This window comes from Qipengyuania pacifica, assembly GCF_019857205.1.
Taxonomy (GTDB): Bacteria; Pseudomonadota; Alphaproteobacteria; order Sphingomonadales; family Sphingomonadaceae; genus Qipengyuania; species Qipengyuania pacifica.
On the sequence record NZ_JAHWXO010000002.1, the window covers coordinates 64,463 to 82,128 of the forward strand.

Here is a 17,666-nt window from a genome sequence, read left to right on the forward strand (position 1 = left end):
CAACTCCTGCTCATGCCGCATACTATCCGCTAGCATCGCAAGCGCGTTTGCGGGCCTCTCTTGGGATTCGACAGTTCGCGGCAGGCCTGACGCGGCAAACGGCGCAGTGCTGTAGAGTAATTGTTGCTCGTTTCTGACTATCGCCGCCGTTGCATCAACTCTTCCATTCGAGGCCCATTTCCTCGAACATTTCCTTGTCCTCGCTCCAGCGCTCGTCGGTCTTGACGTGCAGGAACAGGTGGACCTTCTGGCCCAGCAGTTCGGTGAGTTCTTTGCGCGCCGCCTCGCCGATGGCCTTGATCCGGCTGCCGCCCTTGCCGAGCACGATGGCGCGCTGGTTGTCGCGCATGACCACGATCTGTTGGTGAATCTCGACGCTGCCATCCTTGCGCTGAATGTACTTTTCCGGTCGCACGGCGGAATCGTAGGGCAGTTCTTCGTGCAGCTGCTGGTAGAGCTGTTCGCGGGTGATCTCGGTGGCGAGAAGGCGTTCGCTGGCGTCCGACACCTGGTCTTCGGGATACATCCACGGACCTTCGGGCATCATCGCGGCAAGTGCAGCCTTCATTTCCGGCACCCCGTCGCCGGTCAGCGCCGAAACGAAATAGATGTCGGCAAAATCGATCTTGCCTCCCAGTTCCTGGGCCAGCGCCAGAAGAGGTTCCTTCTTCGCTGCATCGACCTTGTTGAGGACGAGGATCTTGCGTTCGGGCCGCGAGGCGATCTGTTCGATCAGCGGTTCCAGTTCGTGGCGGCGCTGCTTGATCGGATCGACCAGCAGCAGGACGGCGTCGGCTGCCTCGGCGCCTTCCCAGGCCGCGCTGACCATCGCGCGGTCGAGCCGGCGCTTGGGCGCGAAGATACCGGGCGTATCGACCAGGATCATCTGCGTATCGCCGTCCAGCGCGATGCCCATCATCCGCGTCCGCGTGGTCTGCGCCTTGGCAGAGGTGATCGCGACCTTCTGGCCAACGAGCTGGTTGACCAGCGTGCTCTTGCCCGCGTTGGGCGCGCCTAGGACGGCGACCACACCGCATCTGGTTTGTTTGTCGCTCACCCGAACTTCTCCATGAATTCTCTCGCCGCCTGCTTTTCGGCTTCCTGTTTGCTTCCTGCGGTGGCTACCGCTTCACCCACCTTGTGGACCTTGACGCGCACGGTGAATTTGGCGGCATGATCGGGCCCCGATCGGTCTACCAGTTCATATTCCGGCGGTCGCCGCTGATTGCCCGCTGCCCACTCCTGCAGCGCGCTCTTGGGATGTTTGGCTTTGCCAGCCCCGCTCTCGAGCGCCGGGCGCCAGAGTAGGTGAACCATACCGCGTGCCTGGACAAAGCCGTTGTCGATGAATTCGGCGCCGAGAAGCGCTTCCATCACATCGCCCAGGATGTTGTCGCTGTCACGGCCGCCGTCGCTGCTGGCCTGTTTGGAAATCCGGATATGCGGGGCAAGCCCAATGCCGCGCGCGATGGTGGCGCACATTTCGCGGCTGACGATAGCGTTGAGCCGCTGGGCAAGCTTGCCTTCGGGTGCGTCGCTCTGGGCATAGAGCCAATCCGCAATCGACAGGCCAAGAACGCGGTCGCCAAGGAATTCCAGCCGTTCGTAATCCTGCTTCTCGCCCATGCTGCCATGGGTCAGCGCGGCAAACCACAGGGCCTCGTCCTTCACGGTGAAGCCAGTCTCTGCAAGCCAGCTGCGGGTTTCGGGCTTGAGCGCGTTCATATGTCGCTCCCGATGCGATTCCAGCGGGCGGCCGTAAACCATGTCCACGGCAGCAGCCATTCGGCGCTTCCGTCCGTGGACCAGAGTACCCGGCTCGCTCGACCGACCAGCAGATTTGCATCGACAAATCCGACGCCCCCATCGGGAACGGCAGGAAAGCGGCTGTCGAGGGAATTGTCCCGATTGTCGCCCATCATGAACAGGTGGCCTTCGGGCACGATGACGGGTTCGGTATTATCGGGATCGATCCGGATAGGCTCGCCATTGCCATCCATAGACAATGCACCTGTGCCGTCCGTGAGGAAACGTGGGCCGACATCGCCGAAGTCGATGGTCAGATAGCTTTTGCCCGAAGGCAGCGTCTCGCGAAACTGGCGGTAACGACAGAGCGTGCCATCGACGACCACGCCGCCATCGCTGCGGCAACCGGTGTTCTCGCTCATCGGGATATCGGCATAACCCGCTTCTTCCTTGGGCAAGGCTTCCCCGTTGAGGATTACGACACCGTCCCGGACCGCCACCGTGTCTCCCGGCAGGCCGATCACGCGCTTGACGTAATCGACGCCGGACACCGGGTGTTTGAAAATGGCGACATCGCCGCGTTCGGGCAGTTTCGCGAAAATCCTTCCTTCGAAAAGCGGTAGGTCAGCCGGAAGAGAATAGCGGGAATATCCGTACGGCCATTTGGCGGCCACCAGATAATCCCCGTTGCGCAATCCGGGCAGCATCGATTCGGAGGGAATTGTGAAGGGCGAGAATATGAAGCTGCGGAAGATCAGCACTGCGATCACCAGCTTGGCGACAAACCACAGGAAACTGCCGAGCGATTCCTTTTCTTGCGGCTTGGTGGAGGCATCCAAGGATGCATTCGTATCCAGCGTCGGGTCTGTCATGCGGGGTTCTCAATCATCGCCGAAGTCCCTAGTCGCAGGAGCGCAGCCATTAAAGGATTTTTGCCCGCCATGACGACCGCCGCCGAGCTCTGGGCCCGCCTCGACAATCTGCCTCGCCCTACACTTGGCGAATTGTTCAGCACGCAACGCGACGGCGGTGAGGGCGGTAGCGAACCGGGCAATGACGAGCGCGTCGCCAATCTTTCTGGCCGGATCGAACTCGACGAAGGCGGAATATTGTTCGACTGGTCGAAGACCCATCTCGACAGTGCCGTGATCTCCGCATTCAAGGATCTGGCAGAAACGATGAACTTCGCCGAAATGCGCAAGAAGCTTTTCGCGGGGGAGATCGTCAATCCGACGGAAGGTCGCGCCGCCGATCACGGGACACTGCGCGGAACGGGCGACGAGGCCAAGGTCGAAGAAGCGATGGCGCTGATCGACCGCATGGGCATGCTGGTCGAAGCGATCCATCAGGGCGCATTGGGCGAAATCGAGCACCTCATTCACATCGGCATTGGCGGCAGTGCCTTAGGCCCTGCGCTCGGGGTGGACGCGCTCTCTCGCGATCTGTCCTATTGCGATGTGCATGTCGTATCCAACATCGATGGCGTCGCGCTCGAAGAAGCTTTCGCCAGATGCGATCCGGCCAAGACCCTGATTGCTGTCGCCAGCAAGACGTTCACCACCATCGAAACGATGACCAACGCCGAAAGCGCGCTCAAATGGCTGAGTGACAACGGGGTGTCGGACCCGGGGGGACGCGTCATTGCGCTGACGGCCAATCCGGAAGGCGCCGTAGAATGGGGCGTGGACGAAACACGGATCCTTCCCTTCCAGGAAAGCGTCGGCGGGCGCTATTCGATCTGGTCGAGTATCGGATTTCCGATCGCGATGGCTGTGGGGATGGACGATTTTCGCGCCTTTCTTGCCGGCGCAAAAGCCGTGGACGCGCATTTCCGGGATACCGATATCTCCGACAATCTGGTGGTGCGGGCGGCCTTCGCCGATCTTTACTATGCCCGCGTGCGCGGCTGCCAGACCCGCGCAGTATTCGCCTATGACGAACGGCTGGGCCTGTTTCCCGACTATCTCCAGCAGCTCGAAATGGAATCGAATGGCAAGCGCGTCACTGTAGACATGCAGCCGGTCGACGGCCCGACTGCGCCGATCACCTGGGGCGGGGTTGGCACGGATGCGCAGCACGCGGTATTCCAGTTGCTGCATCAGGGCACGCATCTGGTTCCGGTCGATTTCATCGCCAGCATTGCGCCGGGGGACGATCTCGACCCTGCACATCACCGTATCCTGCTGATGAACTGCTTCGCTCAAGGCGCGGCATTGATGGCGGGCAAGAAGGGCGATGATCCTGCGCGCAATTATCCCGGTGACCGTCCAAGCGCGACGATCCTGTGCGATGACCTCGACGCTGCTACGCTCGGTGCACTCATCGCGTTTCACGAACACCGCACATTCGCCAATGCCGTCCTGTTGGGAATCAATCCCTTCGACCAGTTCGGAGTGGAACTGGGCAAACAGATGGCAAAGGCGATCGAACAGGGTGGCGAACGCTTCGATGCCAGCACCGAAGCGCTTTTGCAGGCAGCGGGCCTTTCGCAATGATCGGGGTCGTTCGCTTCCTGCTGACTGCCGTCGCCCTTGTTTCTACGCCTTTAGCTGCGCAGGAAGAGCACCGAATCCTTTTCATCGGCAACAGCTTCACCCAGGGCGCCAACTCTGCCGTGCTGAGATATCGTCCCGACAGCGTGAACGATCTCAACGGAGAGGGCGTCGGCGGCATTCCGGCGCTATTCGCCAAATTCGCCGAGCAAGCGGATCTCGATTGGGAAGTCAGCCACGAACTGCAGGGCGGAACTACGCTGGGCTTTCATTTGCGCGAGAGGCGCAAACTGATCGATCATGCGTGGGACATGGTGGTGATGCAGGAATATTCCGTCCTCAACCCCGAGGATCCGGGGGATGCGACCGATACCGGCAGGGACGCCAGCGCGCTTGCGAAAATGTTCGAAACCGCCAATCCGAAAGCGCGCGTCTATCTTATGTCGACGTGGAGCAGGGCGGATCAGACCTACAAGCCGGAAGGTCACTGGTACGGACAAACCGTAGGGCAGATGGCCATCGATCTGCGCGGCGCCATGGATCGGATCGACAACCAGGCTGAACAGATCGACGGTGTCATCCCGGTAGGCGAGGCGTGGAACCGTGCAATTGCCGCAGGCATTGCCGACGACAACCCATATGATGGGCGCGACTACGGCAAGGTCGATCTATGGAGCTACGATCACTACCACGCGAGCGCCGAAGGCTCGTACCTTGAAGCTCTCGTCGTCTTCGCAACCATTACTGGTTTCGACGTGCGCGAGTTCGGTGCGAACGAACGCGCAGCCCACGAACTGGGCATCGAACCGAAGGTGGCAGCGGGCCTTCAGTCCCTGGCGATGGAACAGGTGGAACTTGAAGCTGCGCGCTGAAGCATCGCTGCGGGATTAAGATGACGGCTATCTCCGGACGTGTTAGACGTCTGGAATGAAGGCATGGTTCGCACGGCGCTATCTCGATCTGTTAGGATCGATATACATTTATAACGAGCATCGCGGATATACCGCACTCGACAGGGTTCTCGAAGCAGTTCGGGCAAAGCATCCTGAGGCTACAGAGCTTATCGCGGCGGTCGAGAAACACCGTGCCGACGAGCGTAAACATTATACCATGTTCAAACGATGGTTCGAACTCGGGGGACAATGCCCATCGCGCTGGACCGGATGTTTGGCCATATCGATCGGTTCATCGAAATCACTTTTGGCTGCACCATCGACAGCCTCGATACCCAAGCCATTATCGCCAGCGACGATCTGTTCGAACGTCTCTGTAGGGTCGTTTCCTTGACGGAAAAGCGCGGCCTGAAACAGGTCGAAATCCTGCTCGATCATCCCATGGTGAAACAGGACAAGGCTCTCCACCGCATCTTCGAGATCGTCCATGTGGATGAACCCGACCATTTCCTGCCCTACGACAAATGGCTTGCCGAAAATGCGCGGCGCATGCCCAATGCGTGGGAGCGAGGGATCGATCGCCTGATCCATTCCGAATTGCTTTTCATAAAATTGCCGCTTCTGTTCCTGTGGTTCCGTGCTCCCCGACTGACGGAATGGCGCGACGCGGGGGAAAGTAATCCGCGCCCGACACCACGCTCGCTGGCCACCGCCTGAGAGTTTACAAGCCCGCATGTTCGCTCGTTTCTTCACGCGCCCTGCAGGTCGCATGCTGTTGCGTAACACCGTGGTCAGCACCGGCGTCTTCCTGCTCGGCCTGGCGGTACTGTGGGTTCTGGTCGAGAAGGCGGGAATGAATGCAGTACTGGCGACCGGGCTGAGCTTCCTCGTTGCCAATAGCATCCACTATATTTTCGGCCGAACGTGGATTTTCGCCGGATCGGATCGCAAGCTTTCTACCGGCTATGCGATATTCCTCATGAATGCCATGATCGGTCTGGCAGTGACGGTCGGACTGTTCTGGGTGCTGACAGAACTCACCCCGATGAATTATCTGGTAGCGCGCGTAATCGTGTCGGTTTTCGCCGGCCTTGCCGTTTTCGGCCTCAACGCTTCGATCAATTTCCGTCAGGTCTGACGCCATTACGAATGCTCGTCCGCGCGAATTGAATTGACTTTTTGCACTGCAGCATCCAGATGACTGCATCGAAGCGCGCTAGCCAGCGTGAAGCGGCGATGCCTAAAAGTTCATCGCCCCGGCCGCGCCTCGGTCCATATTTCCAGACTTCCCTTTTCACGCGGGTGGTTATTCAACCCCGCGACCGCGCGCCGATTTCGGCTGCGCGCCGCATATCGAATGCGAGTAAACATGACTCAGTTTTCAGATCTCGGGCTGTCGCAGCCCGTTCTTCAGGCCCTCGACCTGAAGGGCTACACCGAACCTACTCCAATTCAGGCACAGGCGATCCCGGCCGTCCTCGAAGGGCGCGACCTTATGGGTATCGCGCAGACGGGGACCGGCAAAACGGCCGCCTTCATGCTGCCCAGCATCGACCGCCTGCGCGATGCCGACCGGCAGACACCGTTCAAATCCTGTCGTATGCTGGTGCTCGCGCCGACGCGCGAACTGGCTGGGCAGATTGCCCAAAGCGCCAAGGATTACGGCGCACTTGCCGGCCTCAAGGTGCAGAGCATCGTCGGCGGTACATCGGTCAACAAGGACCGGAACAAGCTGCATCGCGGCACCGATATTCTCGTGGCGACGCCCGGTCGACTGCTCGACCTGATCGATCAGAAGGCCTTCACGCTCGACAAGGTCGAAGTGCTTGTCCTCGATGAAGCCGACCAGATGCTCGATCTGGGCTTCATTCATGCGCTGCGCCGGATCAGCCAGCTCGTGCCGGAAGATCGCCAGACGCTGTTCTTTTCGGCAACCATGCCGAAGCAGATCCAGGAACTGGTCGGCAAATATTGCCGCAACCCGGTCAAGGTCTCGGTCACGCCGGAAAGCACGACCGCAGAACGCATCGACCAGTATCTCTTCATGGTTCAGCAGGACGAGAAGCAGACGCTGCTCGAAATGATCCTGTCCGAACGCCATTCGGTACCCGGCAAGTTCGAGCGCGTGCTGATCTTTGCCCGCACCAAGCATGGTTGCGACCGGATCGTGAAGAAGCTGTCGCAGGTCGGCATCCCGGCCAACGCTATCCACGGCAACAAGAGCCAGCCGCAGCGCGAACGCGCGCTCGATGAGTTCAAGCGCGCCAAGACGCCCATTCTCGTCGCGACAGACGTTGCGGCTCGCGGCATCGATATCCCAGGCGTTAGCCACGTCCTCAACTACGAATTGCCCAATGTGCCGGAACAATATGTCCACCGCATTGGCCGGACGGCGCGTGCGGGCAAGGACGGCATCGCCATCGCCTTTTGTGCCGAAGACGAGCGCGATTACCTGAAGGATATCCGCAAGAAGACCGACGCCGAATTCGAGCGCCTTCCGCTTCCGGACAATTTCCGTGCAGTGGTCGAAGGCGTCGGACCCACGAAGCGCGAACAGAAGCCCCGCCTGGCGAGGCCGAAAGTTCGGCCCACGGGCGATGCGGCCAAGAAGCGCAAACCGAAGGTCAAGCATCCCAACCGCGCTGGTGCACCGAAGCGGGAAGGTGCGCCGGCTGGAGGCAAGAGCAGAAGCGGCAATCGCCGCCGTCGTTCAGGCGCTCGCCAGCCGGGCTAACCCATCAGCATGTGGCCAGAGGGATACCGCTGGCCACATGATGTCATCCGACTTGTCATTATCGAGCGCAACCGCATGGAACCTGCTTTCAAGCCGAAGATCACTCCGATCGATCGCATTCAGGAAAACCTGGTTGCCCGGGTGGAACGGCGTGCGCTGAACTGGCTCTGCGCCAGGATGCCGCGGCGCGTATCTCCGGATATGTTGACAGCATTCGGGATGTTTGGCGCGCTGCTGGTCTTCACGGGCTATCTCGGCAGCAATCTGGATCCTGACTGGCTGTGGCTTTCGATCGGCGGATATGTCGTTCACTGGCTGGGGGACTCCCTCGATGGCAGCCTCGCGCGCTTTCGCAAGATCGAACGCCCGCGTTACGGTTATTTCCTCGACCATAGCTGCGATGGTTTTGCGACCACGCTGCTTGTGGTCGGGATCGGCCTCAGTCCGTTCGTATTGCTCGAAGTATCCCTGGTGGCCCTGGCAGGCTATCTGCTTATGTCGATCCATGCTTTTCTATCGGTTCGCGTGCTTGGCGAACTGCGCCTTTCCTACCTCAATGCCGGACCTACGGAGATGCGGCTGATCCTGATTGCCCTGACCCTTGCAATGTACATCGCCGGGCGCGAAGCTCCCGTTCTCTGGCAACTCAATCCGTTCGATATTTTTGTGGGCGGGGTAGGCATACTGCTGGTCACGCTGTTCGTGACACAGACAATTCAGGTCGCGCGGCGGCTGGCGGTTGAAGAGCCTCCGCTCAACTAGCTGAAAATACTTTCCCTGTTCCGACCTTGGCAAACGCCCGATGCGTCGCGATATCGCGGGCCTGCGCAACGAGGAGCCCCGCATGTCCGACAAGTACGATTTCGATCTTTTCACAATCGGCGCGGGGTCTGGGGGCGTACGCGCCAGCCGGGTCGCGGCTGCCCACGGAGCGAAGGTCGCAATCGCTGAAGAACATCGGGTCGGCGGTACCTGTGTCATCCGCGGGTGTGTTCCCAAGAAGATGCTGATCTACGGCGCGCATTTCGCCGAGGATCTGAAAGACGCGCGCAATTTCGGCTGGTCTACCGAAAATGCCAAGTTCGACTGGGTAACACTGCGCGACAATGTCTTGAACGACGTCGACCGCCTCGAAGGCGCCTATACCGAGACGCTGGAGAATAACGACGTTTCCATCTATCACGAGCGTGCCGAGATAACCGGACCTCACGAAATCACGCTGGCCAGCGGGACCAAGGTCACCGCCAAGCACATCCTCATCGCTACCGGTGCCCGCCCGCGGATGCCGGAGTGCCAGGGTGCGGAACACGCGATCAGTTCGAACGAGGCGTTCCATCTCGATGAACTGCCGAAGAAGATCATCATCGCAGGCGGCGGATACATCGCCAATGAATTTGCCGGTATCTTCAACGAGTTCGGCTGCGATGTTCACATCGTCAATCGCGGCGACAAGCTGCTGCGCAGCTATGACGAAGCGGTTCGCGACCGGCTCCTGCAGATTTCGACGATGAAGGGCATCAAGTTCCGCTTCAACACCACTTTCGAATATATCAAGCCGTGCGACGACGGCGGTTATTTCGTGAAGATGTCCGATTGCGACGAGGAGAAGGCCGATCTCGTCATGTTTGCAGTCGGCCGCATTCCGAATACCGAAGGGCTCGGTCTTGAAACTGCCGGTGTAGAGATTGGCGACAAGGGCGAGGTCAAAGTCGACCGGTTCAGCAAGACCAATGTGGATCACATCTACGCGGTGGGCGACGTGACGGATCGCGTGCAGCTGACACCTGTCGCCATTCGCGAAGGCCAGGCTTTTGCCGACAGCGTCTTCGGGAAGGGGGACCCGGTTGCCGTGGACCACGGCTGCATCCCGAGCGCGGTTTTCAGCCATCCGCCCATCGCCGCGGTCGGCATGACCGAAGGCGAAGCGAAGAACAAACTCGGCAGCGTGAAAGTCTATCTGTCCGACTTCCGGCCGATGAAGAACGTCCTCGCTGGGCGTAACGAGCGTAGCCTTATGAAGATGATCTGCGACGGCGACAGCGGCAAGATCGTGGGCATTCACATGATCGCACCCGAAGCTCCGGAGATGATGCAGGCGGCGGCGATTGCGGTGAAGGCCGGTCTGACCAAGGCGGATTTCGATGCCACGACCGCGATCCATCCGACAATGGCGGAAGAACTGGTCCTGATGCGCTAGTTCAGCCGCATGAGCGACAGGTCTTCGGGCCTGACGTTCACGGCGCGCAATTCGGCGGGCCATGCGCTGCGGGTGACCAGTGCCTCTGCAGCCAGGGCCATGGCGGGGGAAGTCTGCAATCCGAAGCCGCCCTGGCCGGCGAGCCAGAAGAAATCCGGCGCGTGGCTGTCGAAGCTGGCGATGGGCAAGCGGTCGGGCGTAAAGCTGCGCAGACCCGCCCATTTGCTCGCCAAGCGGGGGATCGTGAGGGTGGTCGCCTGCTCGACTTCCCAGGCGGCGCGGGCGACGTCTTCTTCCTCAGGCTGGGCATCGCAGGGGGCGCTTGTGCCTTCGTCCATGGGGCAGGCGAGGAGGCGTCCGGCGCCTTCGGGTTCGATGTAAAAACCCGGGCCGACCGTTTTGGTGAAGGGCCATGCGGAGACATCGATCGGGACGTCGAACGTGATGACCGTACGGCGTAGCGGGCGGATGCCGATGGGTTTGACCTGCGCTAGTCCGGCAATCTCGTCGACCCAGGCCCCGGCGGCGTTGACGACCGTTTTTGCAGCGTAGCTGATGCCCGGCGTATCGACGATCCAGCGTGTGCCATCGTGCCGCATGGTGGTGACCGGAGAGCCGCAATTGATCGAGCCCCCGTTTTGAATCAAGGCTTTACGATGCGTTTCGAGCATGGAGTGTGCATCGAGTTTGCGGCCGTTTTCGTCGAGCAGAGCGCCGCAGATGCGGTCCTCGCGCAAAACCGGGACCAGTTCGCGCGCCTCGGATACGGAGAGGCGCCGCGCGTGCGAGGACCATTCACTATAGTGATATGCAAGTCGATCAAGCGTATGATCCTGCTGTTCGAGAGCGACGAACAGTGCCGAATGGCGCCGAGCGTTCGGTTCTTCGAGCGAGGGGATGCTGGCCGCCGTCAGGGCCCGGACCAGGGCGCTGTCCATGTCGAAATGGGCGAAGGCGGCACTACGTCCCGAAGCATGGACGCCCGGAGCCGCTTCCGCTTCGCACACGACGGTTCTGCCGTGCCTTGCCAGCCGGGATGCAACCGACAGGCCGGCAATCCCGGCGCCGATGACGAGATAATCGATCTGCAGCATGGTGCCTCGTTGCTCCTCGAAACCAATCCGCCTAGCCTCTTTGCGTGCATAACGACGGGGGACGCAGATGACAGCTACGGTACTTGTGACGGGCGGCACAGGCTATATCGGCGGAGAAGTGATCGATCGGTTGCTGGCGAGGGACTACACCGTCCACACGACGGTCAGGAACAAGGCGAAGAGCGAACCGAAATTGCGCAGCCGGTGGGGTGGCGCTGGCGAGCGCCTGAAAGTGTTTCAGGCCGACCTGCTGAGCGACGAGGGCTGGGCGGAGGCGAATGCGGGTTGCAGCGCGGTTGCCCATGTCGCCTCGCCGTTTCCCCTGCGGGTACCGAAGAACAAGGACGAACTGATCATTCCCGCTCGCGAGGGCACGCTCCGCGCACTCGAATTCGCCACTGCGGCAGGTGCCCAAAGGTTCGTTCAGACCAGCAGTGCAGCGGCGATCGCCTATGGGCAGCCGGACAAGGATCATTTCACCCATCTCGACTGGACGGATCTTACCGCAGGGGTCCCGCCCTATATCGAGAGCAAGACGGTGGCTGAACGCGCGGCGCGCGACTGGGTGGCCATCCACGCGCCGGACCTGATTTTCTGCTCGATCAATCCGGTCGCCGTTTTCGGCCCGGTCCACGACGATGACATGTCGACCAGCGTGGAAATCGTGAAGAAGCTGATCGATGGATCGATCCCGCTGATCCCGAACATGGGTATCTGCGTGACCGATGTGCGCGATGTGGCGGAAGCGCATGTCCGCGCAATCGCGGCGCCTGCGGAAAAGGTCCGCGGCGAGCGCTTTCCGACGAGCGAGAAGTTCCTCTGGATAAGCGAGATGGCCGACATCATCCGCCAGCGCGTGCCCGAGCATGCGGGCAAGGTACCAAGCCGCCCGATGCCGAACTGGCTGGTGCGCGTGCTGGCGCTGTTTCTGGACGAAATGAAGCAGATCAAGAGCGAACTGGGCAATGTGCGCGATGTATCCGGCAAGCATACCGAGGACGTGCTGGGCATGCGTTTGATACCGGCGGAAGAAACGCTGGAAGCCACCATCCGCAGCCTGGTCGCCAAGGGAATAGTCAAGGTTTGACCCCGTGATCGGCCCGCACCGGCATGGGACGGAATTGCCATGCTGCATTGCCACCTGCGCGGTGTCTCGCCAGAAAGCGCATGAAACGAATCGTTGACGGGGTAAGTGGATGAACATGCTGGCGTCGCGCGGGCAGCTGCGCGCAAGTTTCATTCGGTGGGCGCTCTTCACCGTGCCACTTTGCGTGTTGCTTGGATTTCTGGCGGGACGATTGGGCAGCCCGGACACGGCATGGTTCGCTGCTCTGGAGAAGCCCGGCATTTTCCCAGAACCCAAGTGGTTCGGCATCGTGTGGACCATTCTCTACATCATGATCGGGCTCGCCGTGGCGGTAGTCGCATCGGCCTGGGGCGCCCGGGGACGCAGCACCGCGCTGTGGGTTTTCGCCATCCATTTCCTGCTCAACCTGTCGTGGAGCTATGTCTTTTTCGGCGCGCAGCAGATCACCGGCGGGCTGATCGTCCTGGCGCTGATCGTGCTGACCCTGCTGGCGGTGATCGCGCTGTTCTGGCGCGTGCGCAAGCTGGCGGGGGCGCTGCTACTGCCGTACCTGGCCTGGGTCCTGTTCGCGAGCGTGCTGAACTATCAGTTCCTCCAGCTCAATCCGGATGCCGATGGCGGCGATGCCAATGGCGCGGTCGAACGCGTGCGCATCGGCAATTGATACGGGCGGGGTCTGCGCCTAGATAGCAGCCATGCAAAGCCAGAACCCGATGATCGCCGATTTCGTCAAACTCGCCAATTCGGCGGCCGGAACCCTTGCCGGCATGGGCCGCGAAGCGCGCGACGCTGCGCGTGAACGCGCCAAGGAAACCTTCGGCGGCATGGACTTCGTCAGCCGCGAGGAATTCGACGCGGTCAAGACCATGGCCAGCAAGGCACGCGAAGAGGCCGAGGATCTCAAGGCCCGCGTAACCGCGCTCGAAGCCCGTATCGGAAGCTGACGAGGGCCGCGGGAACCCGCTGCCAATTCAGGGTGTTGCAGTTCCTGAAAGGGGCTGCACATGTTTACCCAGCTCAATCCCCCGATACCCTTGCACGTTCTAGGGAAAGGTGACGGCTACGCTCTGGCCGTGATCGATTACGGCCAGGAGCATAATCTGATCTGGGTCACCGCCATCGACGATACGGGCGAGATCTGGTGCGCTCCCAATCCGGACATTCGCATGCAGGCCAACTGGAGCATGGGGCGCGGCAAGGGTCTGGCCGTGGCTGCATCGAAGGAAGCGCTGCGCCAGCAAGTCTCGACTTGAGCATCCGTTAGCTTAAGGCGGGGGCCATGCACCTCACCGCACCCGCCATTCTGGTCGCAGCCCGCCCGCATGGGGAAACGGCGGTGATCGCACGGATGCTGACCGAGGAGAGCGGCCTGGTTGCCGCCTATGTCGCAGGGGGACGGGGGCGGCAACTGCGCCCCGTCGTTATTCCGGGCAATCTGGTGCAGGCGGATATTCGTGCAAAGTCGGACAGCCAGTTGCCGTTCGCCCGGCTGGAACTGGTAACGAGCCGCGGGCCATGGCTGAGCGAGCCGCTGCCCGCCGCCGCCATCGCCTGGGTCACCGCGCTGACGGCCAGCGTGCTGCCCGAACGCAATGCCTATCCCGCGCTCTACGATGCGCTGGGCGGATTGCTCGATGCGATCTGTTCGGCGCAGGCGGCGCGGCAGTGGGTAGAAGCGCTGGCCGTGTACGAAGCGCTGATGCTGCGCGAACTCGGCTATGGCGGAGAACGCCCGGCGATAGCGAACCTTGGGCAGGCTTTGGAAATTCTCGACCGGCAGGAGCCCCTTATCGCACGCTACCTGCTTGCCGATACCCGCACCGACGTCCTAGCTGCACGACAACTCTTGCGGCAGCGACTGGCACGGATGGTAGAATGAAAATTGCGGTATTTGCAGGTGACGGGATCGGGCCGGAAGTAACGGCACAGGCGTTGCGCGTGCTGGACGAACTTTCCCTTCCCGGGCTGACCCTGTTCGAAGGCGATGTGGGTGCCGTCGCCTATCGCCGCCACGGCCAGCCCCTGCCCGACGAAACGCTGGAGATGGCGCGGGCGGCCGATGCCGTTCTGTTCGGAGCCGTCGGCGATTTTTCGTGCGACGATCTGCCGCGCCACCTGCGCCCCGAGCAAGCCATTCTGGGTTTGCGCAGCGAGCTGGGCCTGTTTGCCAATCTGCGCCCGGCGGCCGGTTTTCCGGGGCTTGAGCACCTGTCGTCGCTCAAGCCTGAGATTGCGCGCAGCATCGATGTGCTGGTGGTGCGCGAACTAAACGGTGACGTGTATTTCGGCGACAAGGGCGAGCGGGCGAGCGCCGGCGGCCGCGAAGGGTGGGACGCCATGTCCTATAACGAAGCCGAAGTGCGCCGCATCGCGCACACCGCCTTCCGGGCAGCGATGGGACGGGGCAAGAGGCTGACCAGCGTGGACAAGGCCAATGTGCTGGAAACCAGCCGTATCTGGCGCGAAACGGTGATCGACGTCGCCAAGGATTATCCCGAGGTCACGCTGGATCACATGTATGTCGACAATGCTGCGATGCAGATGGTGAAGGCCCCCGGGCAGTTCGACACGATCGTTACCGGCAATCTGTTCGGCGATATTCTTTCCGATCAGGCCAGTGCCTGTGTCGGATCGATCGGACTGCTGGCCAGCGCCAGCCTGGGCGAGCGCCAGACCGAACATGGCACGTTCGGCCTTTACGAGCCGATCCACGGCAGCGCGCCCGATATTGCCGGGCAGGGCAAGGCCAATCCGGTTGCCGCCGTGCTGAGCCTTGCCATGCTGCTGCGCCATTCGCTCGGCCGGGAGGACGAAGCGGTACGCGTGGAGCGCGCGGTGGAGGGTATCCTTGCCGACGGAGTATTCGGCGGAGATCTGGGCGGCAATGCCACAACCGGCCAAATTGGCGATGCCATTGTTAGCAAGCTGCTAACCATATCTTGAGGATTGCGGCATAAGCGGGTGAAGCAATGGACATGAACCCGGAAACGCAGCCTTCCATGGCCTCCACCTCCGCAGCCACCGCTCTCGAGCTGGCGATAATTCTTCCCACTCTCAACGAGCGGGACAATCTTGCCCCGCTGGTGGAGCGGATCGAAGGCGCGCTGGGCCGGTCCGGCTGGGAAGTCCTGATCGTGGACGACAATTCCGCCGACGGCACCAGTGACGAGGCGCGCCGCCTTTCCCTGTCCGATCCGCGCGTACGGGTCATCCAGCGGATCGGTCGCCGCGGCCTGTCGAGCGCCGCGATCGAAGGTTTCTGCGCCACCGCTGCGCCCTATGTGGCGGTGATGGACGCCGATCATCAGCACGATCCCAAATTGCTGGTCGAGATGCTGACAGCCGTGAAATCGGGCGAGGCCGATGTCGCCGTGGCCAGTCGCTTTGCCGAAGGCGCGAGCATGGCCGAATGGAACCGGCCCGACCGCGAAAAGCTTTCGAGCGTCGCCAACACACTTGCCCGCAAATTGACCGGGGTCGATTTGTCCGACCCGATGAGCGGATTTTTCCTGTTGCGCAGCGCCACGGCGCGCGAGCTGGTGCCGGGCCTTTCGGGGATCGGTTTCAAGATCCTGCTCGACCTGCTCGCCACTTCCGAAACACCGCTCAAGGTGAAGGACTTCCCGATGAATTTCTCCGCCCGCCGTTCCGGCGAAAGCAAGCTCGACCGGGCGATCGCCCTCGATTTCCTGGCCGGTCTTTACGACAAGAGCTTCGGCCGGGTCATTCCGACGCGCTTTGCGCTGTTCGGCACGGTCGGTGTCATCGGCGTGGGCGTCCACATGGCGATCCTCTATGCCTTCATGCTGGTGGGCGGCGCGAATTTCAGCTGGAGCCAGGCGGTCGCGACCTTCGGCGCGATGACGTTCAATTTCTGGCTCAACAACTTCCTCACCTATCGCGACCGGCGCCTGAAAGAAGCGAACAAGGTCTTCTGGGGCTGGGTCAGCTTCATCGCCGCCTGTTCCATCGGCGCCTTCGCCAATGTGGCCGTGGCAACGACGCTGCACGATCGCGGGTTGCCGACCGTCGTGGCCGCGCTGGTCGGCATCGGCATCGGTTCGGTCTGGAATTATGCCCTGTCCAGCCGCTTCGTCTGGGGACGGTACTGACCCGCGAAAGCTGAAAGACGCGCTAGCGCCAGCTTGCGAGCCAGGTCCAGACCTTGAAACTGTCGGGCCCGGCGAGCGGTGCGGCGCTGATTATCGGGTAGAACCAGGCGAACATCAGCACGCTGCCGAATACGGGCGCAAGCGCGGATTTGCGCCAGCCATTGCGCCATAACGCATCGCAGGCCAGCGCCAGTGCGGCGAGCAGGGCCATGCTGGGCAGGCTGTAGTGGTAATAGAACTGCACCGGCTTGTTGGCGAAGATCCAGAAAGCCAGGCTGACACTGTAGACGACCACCGCGCCGAGGGCAGCCCAGTAGCGGCGCACCACGCCATGCCAGGCACACCATGCCAGGGCCGGGAGGCCGAGAATCATGGTCAGCGGATTGCCGATCAGCATGATGCCGCGCTGCACCCCGTCGACCGGTTCGTAGAGATACCAGATCGCGCGGGCATTCAGCACCCATTGTTCCCAAGTCGACTGATAGGGGTGCGGCTTGAGCACGTTTTCCTGCTGCATGAGCATGAACTGGTGGTGGAAGACCAGCCCTTCGGTGATGGGGTTTTCACGAAAGAAGAAGGCCGGCAGGAAGCTGGCGGCGTAGACCGCCAGCGGAACCACGCCGAGCCATAGCGCGGCTTCGACCAGCGTCGTGCCGGGAACGGGCGCGCCGCGGCGGCTGAGGAAGAGGCGGCGGCGTCCCGCTGCTGCGCGGGCAAAGAAGAACACCAGACCCGGCAGCATGGCCACCGTGATCGCATTCCATTTGGCTCCCATGGCAAGGCCCAGTGCGATGCCCGTCAGCGCCAGCCGCCAGCGCCCCTGTTCCGGCTGCCGGATCGCCCCGGCGAACTGCCACGCGGCGACGCACAGAAAGGTCAGGTAGAAAATGTCCAGCATCGCGATGCGGGCATGGATGAAGAGGTGGAACCCGGTTGCCACCAGAACGCCGTAGGAAAGCGTTGCGAAGCGGCTTTGCGTGCCGAACCACAGCGCGCGCATGGCGGCGAACAGGGCCAGCGTTCCGAACAGGGTCGGAAGCAGGCGCCAGCCCCAGGGATTGTCGCCGAACAGGGCGATGCCGAGCGCGATCAGTTCCTTGCCGACCAGTGGATGTTCGCGATTGATGAATGTGCCCAGCGTCAGAAACTCGCGCGCGGCGGGCAGGTAATGGACCTCGTCGAAATAGGGATGGGTGACGACGGTCAGGAACGGCAGGCAGCCCAGCAGGAAGGCGAGCGCCAGGGCGGCGCACCAGCGGATCGGGTCCTTGGGTTGCTCTGGCGCGCGGCTCATCGCCTGCTGGCTTAGAA

The 17,666-nt window shown here is 61.6% G+C and carries 19 protein-coding genes; 14 read left to right on the top strand and 5 right to left on the bottom strand.

The features are described from left to right. Positions 1–154: 154 nt before the first annotated feature. The 3 genes from era to lepB are packed head-to-tail and all read right to left on the bottom strand — an operon-like array spanning position 155 to position 2,618. Positions 155–1,057: a GTPase Era gene (gene era / locus KYK83_RS03405; RefSeq protein WP_222827204.1), complete on the bottom strand. Its 903-nt coding sequence runs from the start codon at positions 1,055–1,057 to the stop codon at positions 155–157. After that, on the bottom strand, positions 1,054–1,725 hold the full coding sequence (gene rnc / locus KYK83_RS03410) for a ribonuclease III (RefSeq protein ID WP_196846447.1): 672 nt from the start codon (positions 1,723–1,725) through the stop codon (positions 1,054–1,056). Before rnc ends, era begins: the two co-directional genes overlap by 4 nt. After that, positions 1,722–2,618, bottom strand: a complete 897-nt coding sequence (gene lepB, locus KYK83_RS03415) for a signal peptidase I (protein ID WP_222827205.1) — start codon at positions 2,616–2,618, stop codon at positions 1,722–1,724. Before lepB ends, rnc begins: the two co-directional genes overlap by 4 nt. 69 nt (positions 2,619–2,687) lie before the next feature. Between lepB and pgi the strand changes: the two genes are divergently transcribed. From pgi to gorA, 7 genes are all read left to right on the top strand, one after another. Beyond that, positions 2,688–4,241 (top strand): glucose-6-phosphate isomerase, encoded by a 1,554-nt coding sequence (gene pgi / locus KYK83_RS03420; protein ID WP_222827206.1) that lies wholly within the window; start codon positions 2,688–2,690, stop codon positions 4,239–4,241. Continuing rightward, positions 4,238–5,110 (top strand): SGNH/GDSL hydrolase family protein, encoded by an 873-nt coding sequence (locus KYK83_RS03425; protein ID WP_222827207.1) that lies wholly within the window; start codon positions 4,238–4,240, stop codon positions 5,108–5,110. Before pgi ends, KYK83_RS03425 begins: the two co-directional genes overlap by 4 nt. A gap of 270 nt (positions 5,111–5,380) precedes the next feature. Further along, on the top strand, positions 5,381–5,848 hold the full coding sequence (locus KYK83_RS03430) for a hypothetical protein (protein WP_248284243.1): 468 nt from the start codon (positions 5,381–5,383) through the stop codon (positions 5,846–5,848). A 16-nt stretch (positions 5,849–5,864) separates the two neighbouring features. Continuing rightward, positions 5,865–6,269 carry a GtrA family protein gene (locus KYK83_RS03435; RefSeq protein WP_103023159.1) on the top strand — a complete coding sequence of 135 codons (405 nt, stop codon included), beginning with the start codon at positions 5,865–5,867 and terminating at the stop codon, positions 6,267–6,269. Between the two features lie 231 nt (positions 6,270–6,500). After that, entirely contained in the window at positions 6,501–7,865 is a 1,365-nt protein-coding gene (locus KYK83_RS03440) for a DEAD/DEAH box helicase (protein ID WP_222827208.1), read from the top strand. A 75-nt stretch (positions 7,866–7,940) separates the two neighbouring features. After that, a complete protein-coding gene (locus KYK83_RS03445; RefSeq protein WP_103023161.1) occupies positions 7,941–8,627 on the top strand; it encodes a CDP-alcohol phosphatidyltransferase family protein in 687 nt (228 codons plus the stop codon). 82 nt (positions 8,628–8,709) lie between these two features. Next, on the top strand, positions 8,710–10,062 hold the full coding sequence (gene gorA / locus KYK83_RS03450; RefSeq protein WP_103023441.1) for a glutathione-disulfide reductase: 1,353 nt from the start codon (positions 8,710–8,712) through the stop codon (positions 10,060–10,062). Here the strand turns inward: gorA and KYK83_RS03455 are convergent. Beyond that, positions 10,059–11,156, bottom strand: a complete 1,098-nt coding sequence (locus KYK83_RS03455) for an NAD(P)/FAD-dependent oxidoreductase (protein ID WP_222827209.1) — start codon at positions 11,154–11,156, stop codon at positions 10,059–10,061. The genes gorA and KYK83_RS03455 overlap by 4 nt on opposite strands. Positions 11,157–11,223: 67 nt before the next feature. Here KYK83_RS03455 and KYK83_RS03460 point away from each other — a divergent pair, with 67 nt between their 5' ends. The 7 genes from KYK83_RS03460 to KYK83_RS03490 all read left to right on the top strand — a co-directional run bounded on the left by KYK83_RS03460 (position 11,224) and on the right by KYK83_RS03490 (position 16,355). Then, complete coding sequence (locus tag KYK83_RS03460; RefSeq protein ID WP_222827210.1) at positions 11,224–12,243, top strand: NAD-dependent epimerase/dehydratase family protein; 1,020 nt, start codon at positions 11,224–11,226, stop codon at positions 12,241–12,243. A 109-nt stretch (positions 12,244–12,352) separates the two neighbouring features. Beyond that, on the top strand, positions 12,353–12,907 hold the full coding sequence (locus tag KYK83_RS03465) for a TspO/MBR family protein (protein ID WP_103023164.1): 555 nt from the start codon (positions 12,353–12,355) through the stop codon (positions 12,905–12,907). A 31-nt stretch (positions 12,908–12,938) separates the two neighbouring features. Next, positions 12,939–13,187, top strand: a complete 249-nt coding sequence (locus KYK83_RS03470) for an accessory factor UbiK family protein (protein ID WP_103023165.1) — start codon at positions 12,939–12,941, stop codon at positions 13,185–13,187. Positions 13,188–13,247: 60 nt separating this feature from the next. Beyond that, positions 13,248–13,496, top strand: coding sequence for a hypothetical protein (locus KYK83_RS03475; protein ID WP_222827211.1), 249 nt, complete (start codon positions 13,248–13,250; stop codon positions 13,494–13,496). A 26-nt stretch (positions 13,497–13,522) separates the two neighbouring features. Continuing rightward, positions 13,523–14,122 (top strand): DNA repair protein RecO, encoded by a 600-nt coding sequence (gene recO / locus KYK83_RS03480; protein ID WP_222827212.1) that lies wholly within the window; start codon positions 13,523–13,525, stop codon positions 14,120–14,122. Next, positions 14,119–15,186, top strand: coding sequence for a 3-isopropylmalate dehydrogenase (gene leuB / locus KYK83_RS03485; protein WP_222827213.1), 1,068 nt, complete (start codon positions 14,119–14,121; stop codon positions 15,184–15,186). The genes recO and leuB overlap by 4 nt, the downstream gene beginning before the upstream one ends. A gap of 32 nt (positions 15,187–15,218) precedes the next feature. Continuing rightward, positions 15,219–16,355 (top strand): glycosyltransferase family 2 protein, encoded by a 1,137-nt coding sequence (locus KYK83_RS03490; protein ID WP_248284244.1) that lies wholly within the window; start codon positions 15,219–15,221, stop codon positions 16,353–16,355. Between the two features lie 22 nt (positions 16,356–16,377). Here the strand turns inward: KYK83_RS03490 and KYK83_RS03495 are convergent, their stop codons facing one another. Then, on the bottom strand, positions 16,378–17,649 hold the full coding sequence (locus KYK83_RS03495) for a phospholipid carrier-dependent glycosyltransferase (protein WP_222827214.1): 1,272 nt from the start codon (positions 17,647–17,649) through the stop codon (positions 16,378–16,380). Between the last annotated feature and the right edge of the window lie 17 nt (positions 17,650–17,666).

Coding starts and splice junctions, on each gene's coding strand:
- rnc (WP_196846447.1), bottom strand. CDS start 1,725: ATGAACGCGCTCAAGCCCGAAACCCGCAGCTGGCTTGCAGAGACTGGC.
- lepB (WP_222827205.1), bottom strand. CDS start 2,618: ATGACAGACCCGACGCTGGATACGAATGCATCCTTGGATGCCTCCACC.
- pgi (WP_222827206.1), top strand. CDS start 2,688: ATGACGACCGCCGCCGAGCTCTGGGCCCGCCTCGACAATCTGCCTCGC.
- KYK83_RS03425 (WP_222827207.1), top strand. CDS start 4,238: ATGATCGGGGTCGTTCGCTTCCTGCTGACTGCCGTCGCCCTTGTTTCT.
- KYK83_RS03430 (WP_248284243.1), top strand. CDS start 5,381: ATGCCCATCGCGCTGGACCGGATGTTTGGCCATATCGATCGGTTCATC.
- KYK83_RS03435 (WP_103023159.1), top strand. CDS start 5,865: ATGTTCGCTCGTTTCTTCACGCGCCCTGCAGGTCGCATGCTGTTGCGT.
- KYK83_RS03440 (WP_222827208.1), top strand. CDS start 6,501: ATGACTCAGTTTTCAGATCTCGGGCTGTCGCAGCCCGTTCTTCAGGCC.
- KYK83_RS03445 (WP_103023161.1), top strand. CDS start 7,941: ATGGAACCTGCTTTCAAGCCGAAGATCACTCCGATCGATCGCATTCAG.
- gorA (WP_103023441.1), top strand. CDS start 8,710: ATGTCCGACAAGTACGATTTCGATCTTTTCACAATCGGCGCGGGGTCT.
- KYK83_RS03455 (WP_222827209.1), bottom strand. CDS start 11,156: ATGCTGCAGATCGATTATCTCGTCATCGGCGCCGGGATTGCCGGCCTG.
- KYK83_RS03460 (WP_222827210.1), top strand. CDS start 11,224: ATGACAGCTACGGTACTTGTGACGGGCGGCACAGGCTATATCGGCGGA.
- KYK83_RS03465 (WP_103023164.1), top strand. CDS start 12,353: ATGAACATGCTGGCGTCGCGCGGGCAGCTGCGCGCAAGTTTCATTCGG.
- KYK83_RS03470 (WP_103023165.1), top strand. CDS start 12,939: ATGCAAAGCCAGAACCCGATGATCGCCGATTTCGTCAAACTCGCCAAT.
- KYK83_RS03475 (WP_222827211.1), top strand. CDS start 13,248: ATGTTTACCCAGCTCAATCCCCCGATACCCTTGCACGTTCTAGGGAAA.
- recO (WP_222827212.1), top strand. CDS start 13,523: ATGCACCTCACCGCACCCGCCATTCTGGTCGCAGCCCGCCCGCATGGG.
- leuB (WP_222827213.1), top strand. CDS start 14,119: ATGAAAATTGCGGTATTTGCAGGTGACGGGATCGGGCCGGAAGTAACG.
- KYK83_RS03490 (WP_248284244.1), top strand. CDS start 15,219: ATGAACCCGGAAACGCAGCCTTCCATGGCCTCCACCTCCGCAGCCACC.
- KYK83_RS03495 (WP_222827214.1), bottom strand. CDS start 17,649: ATGAGCCGCGCGCCAGAGCAACCCAAGGACCCGATCCGCTGGTGCGCC.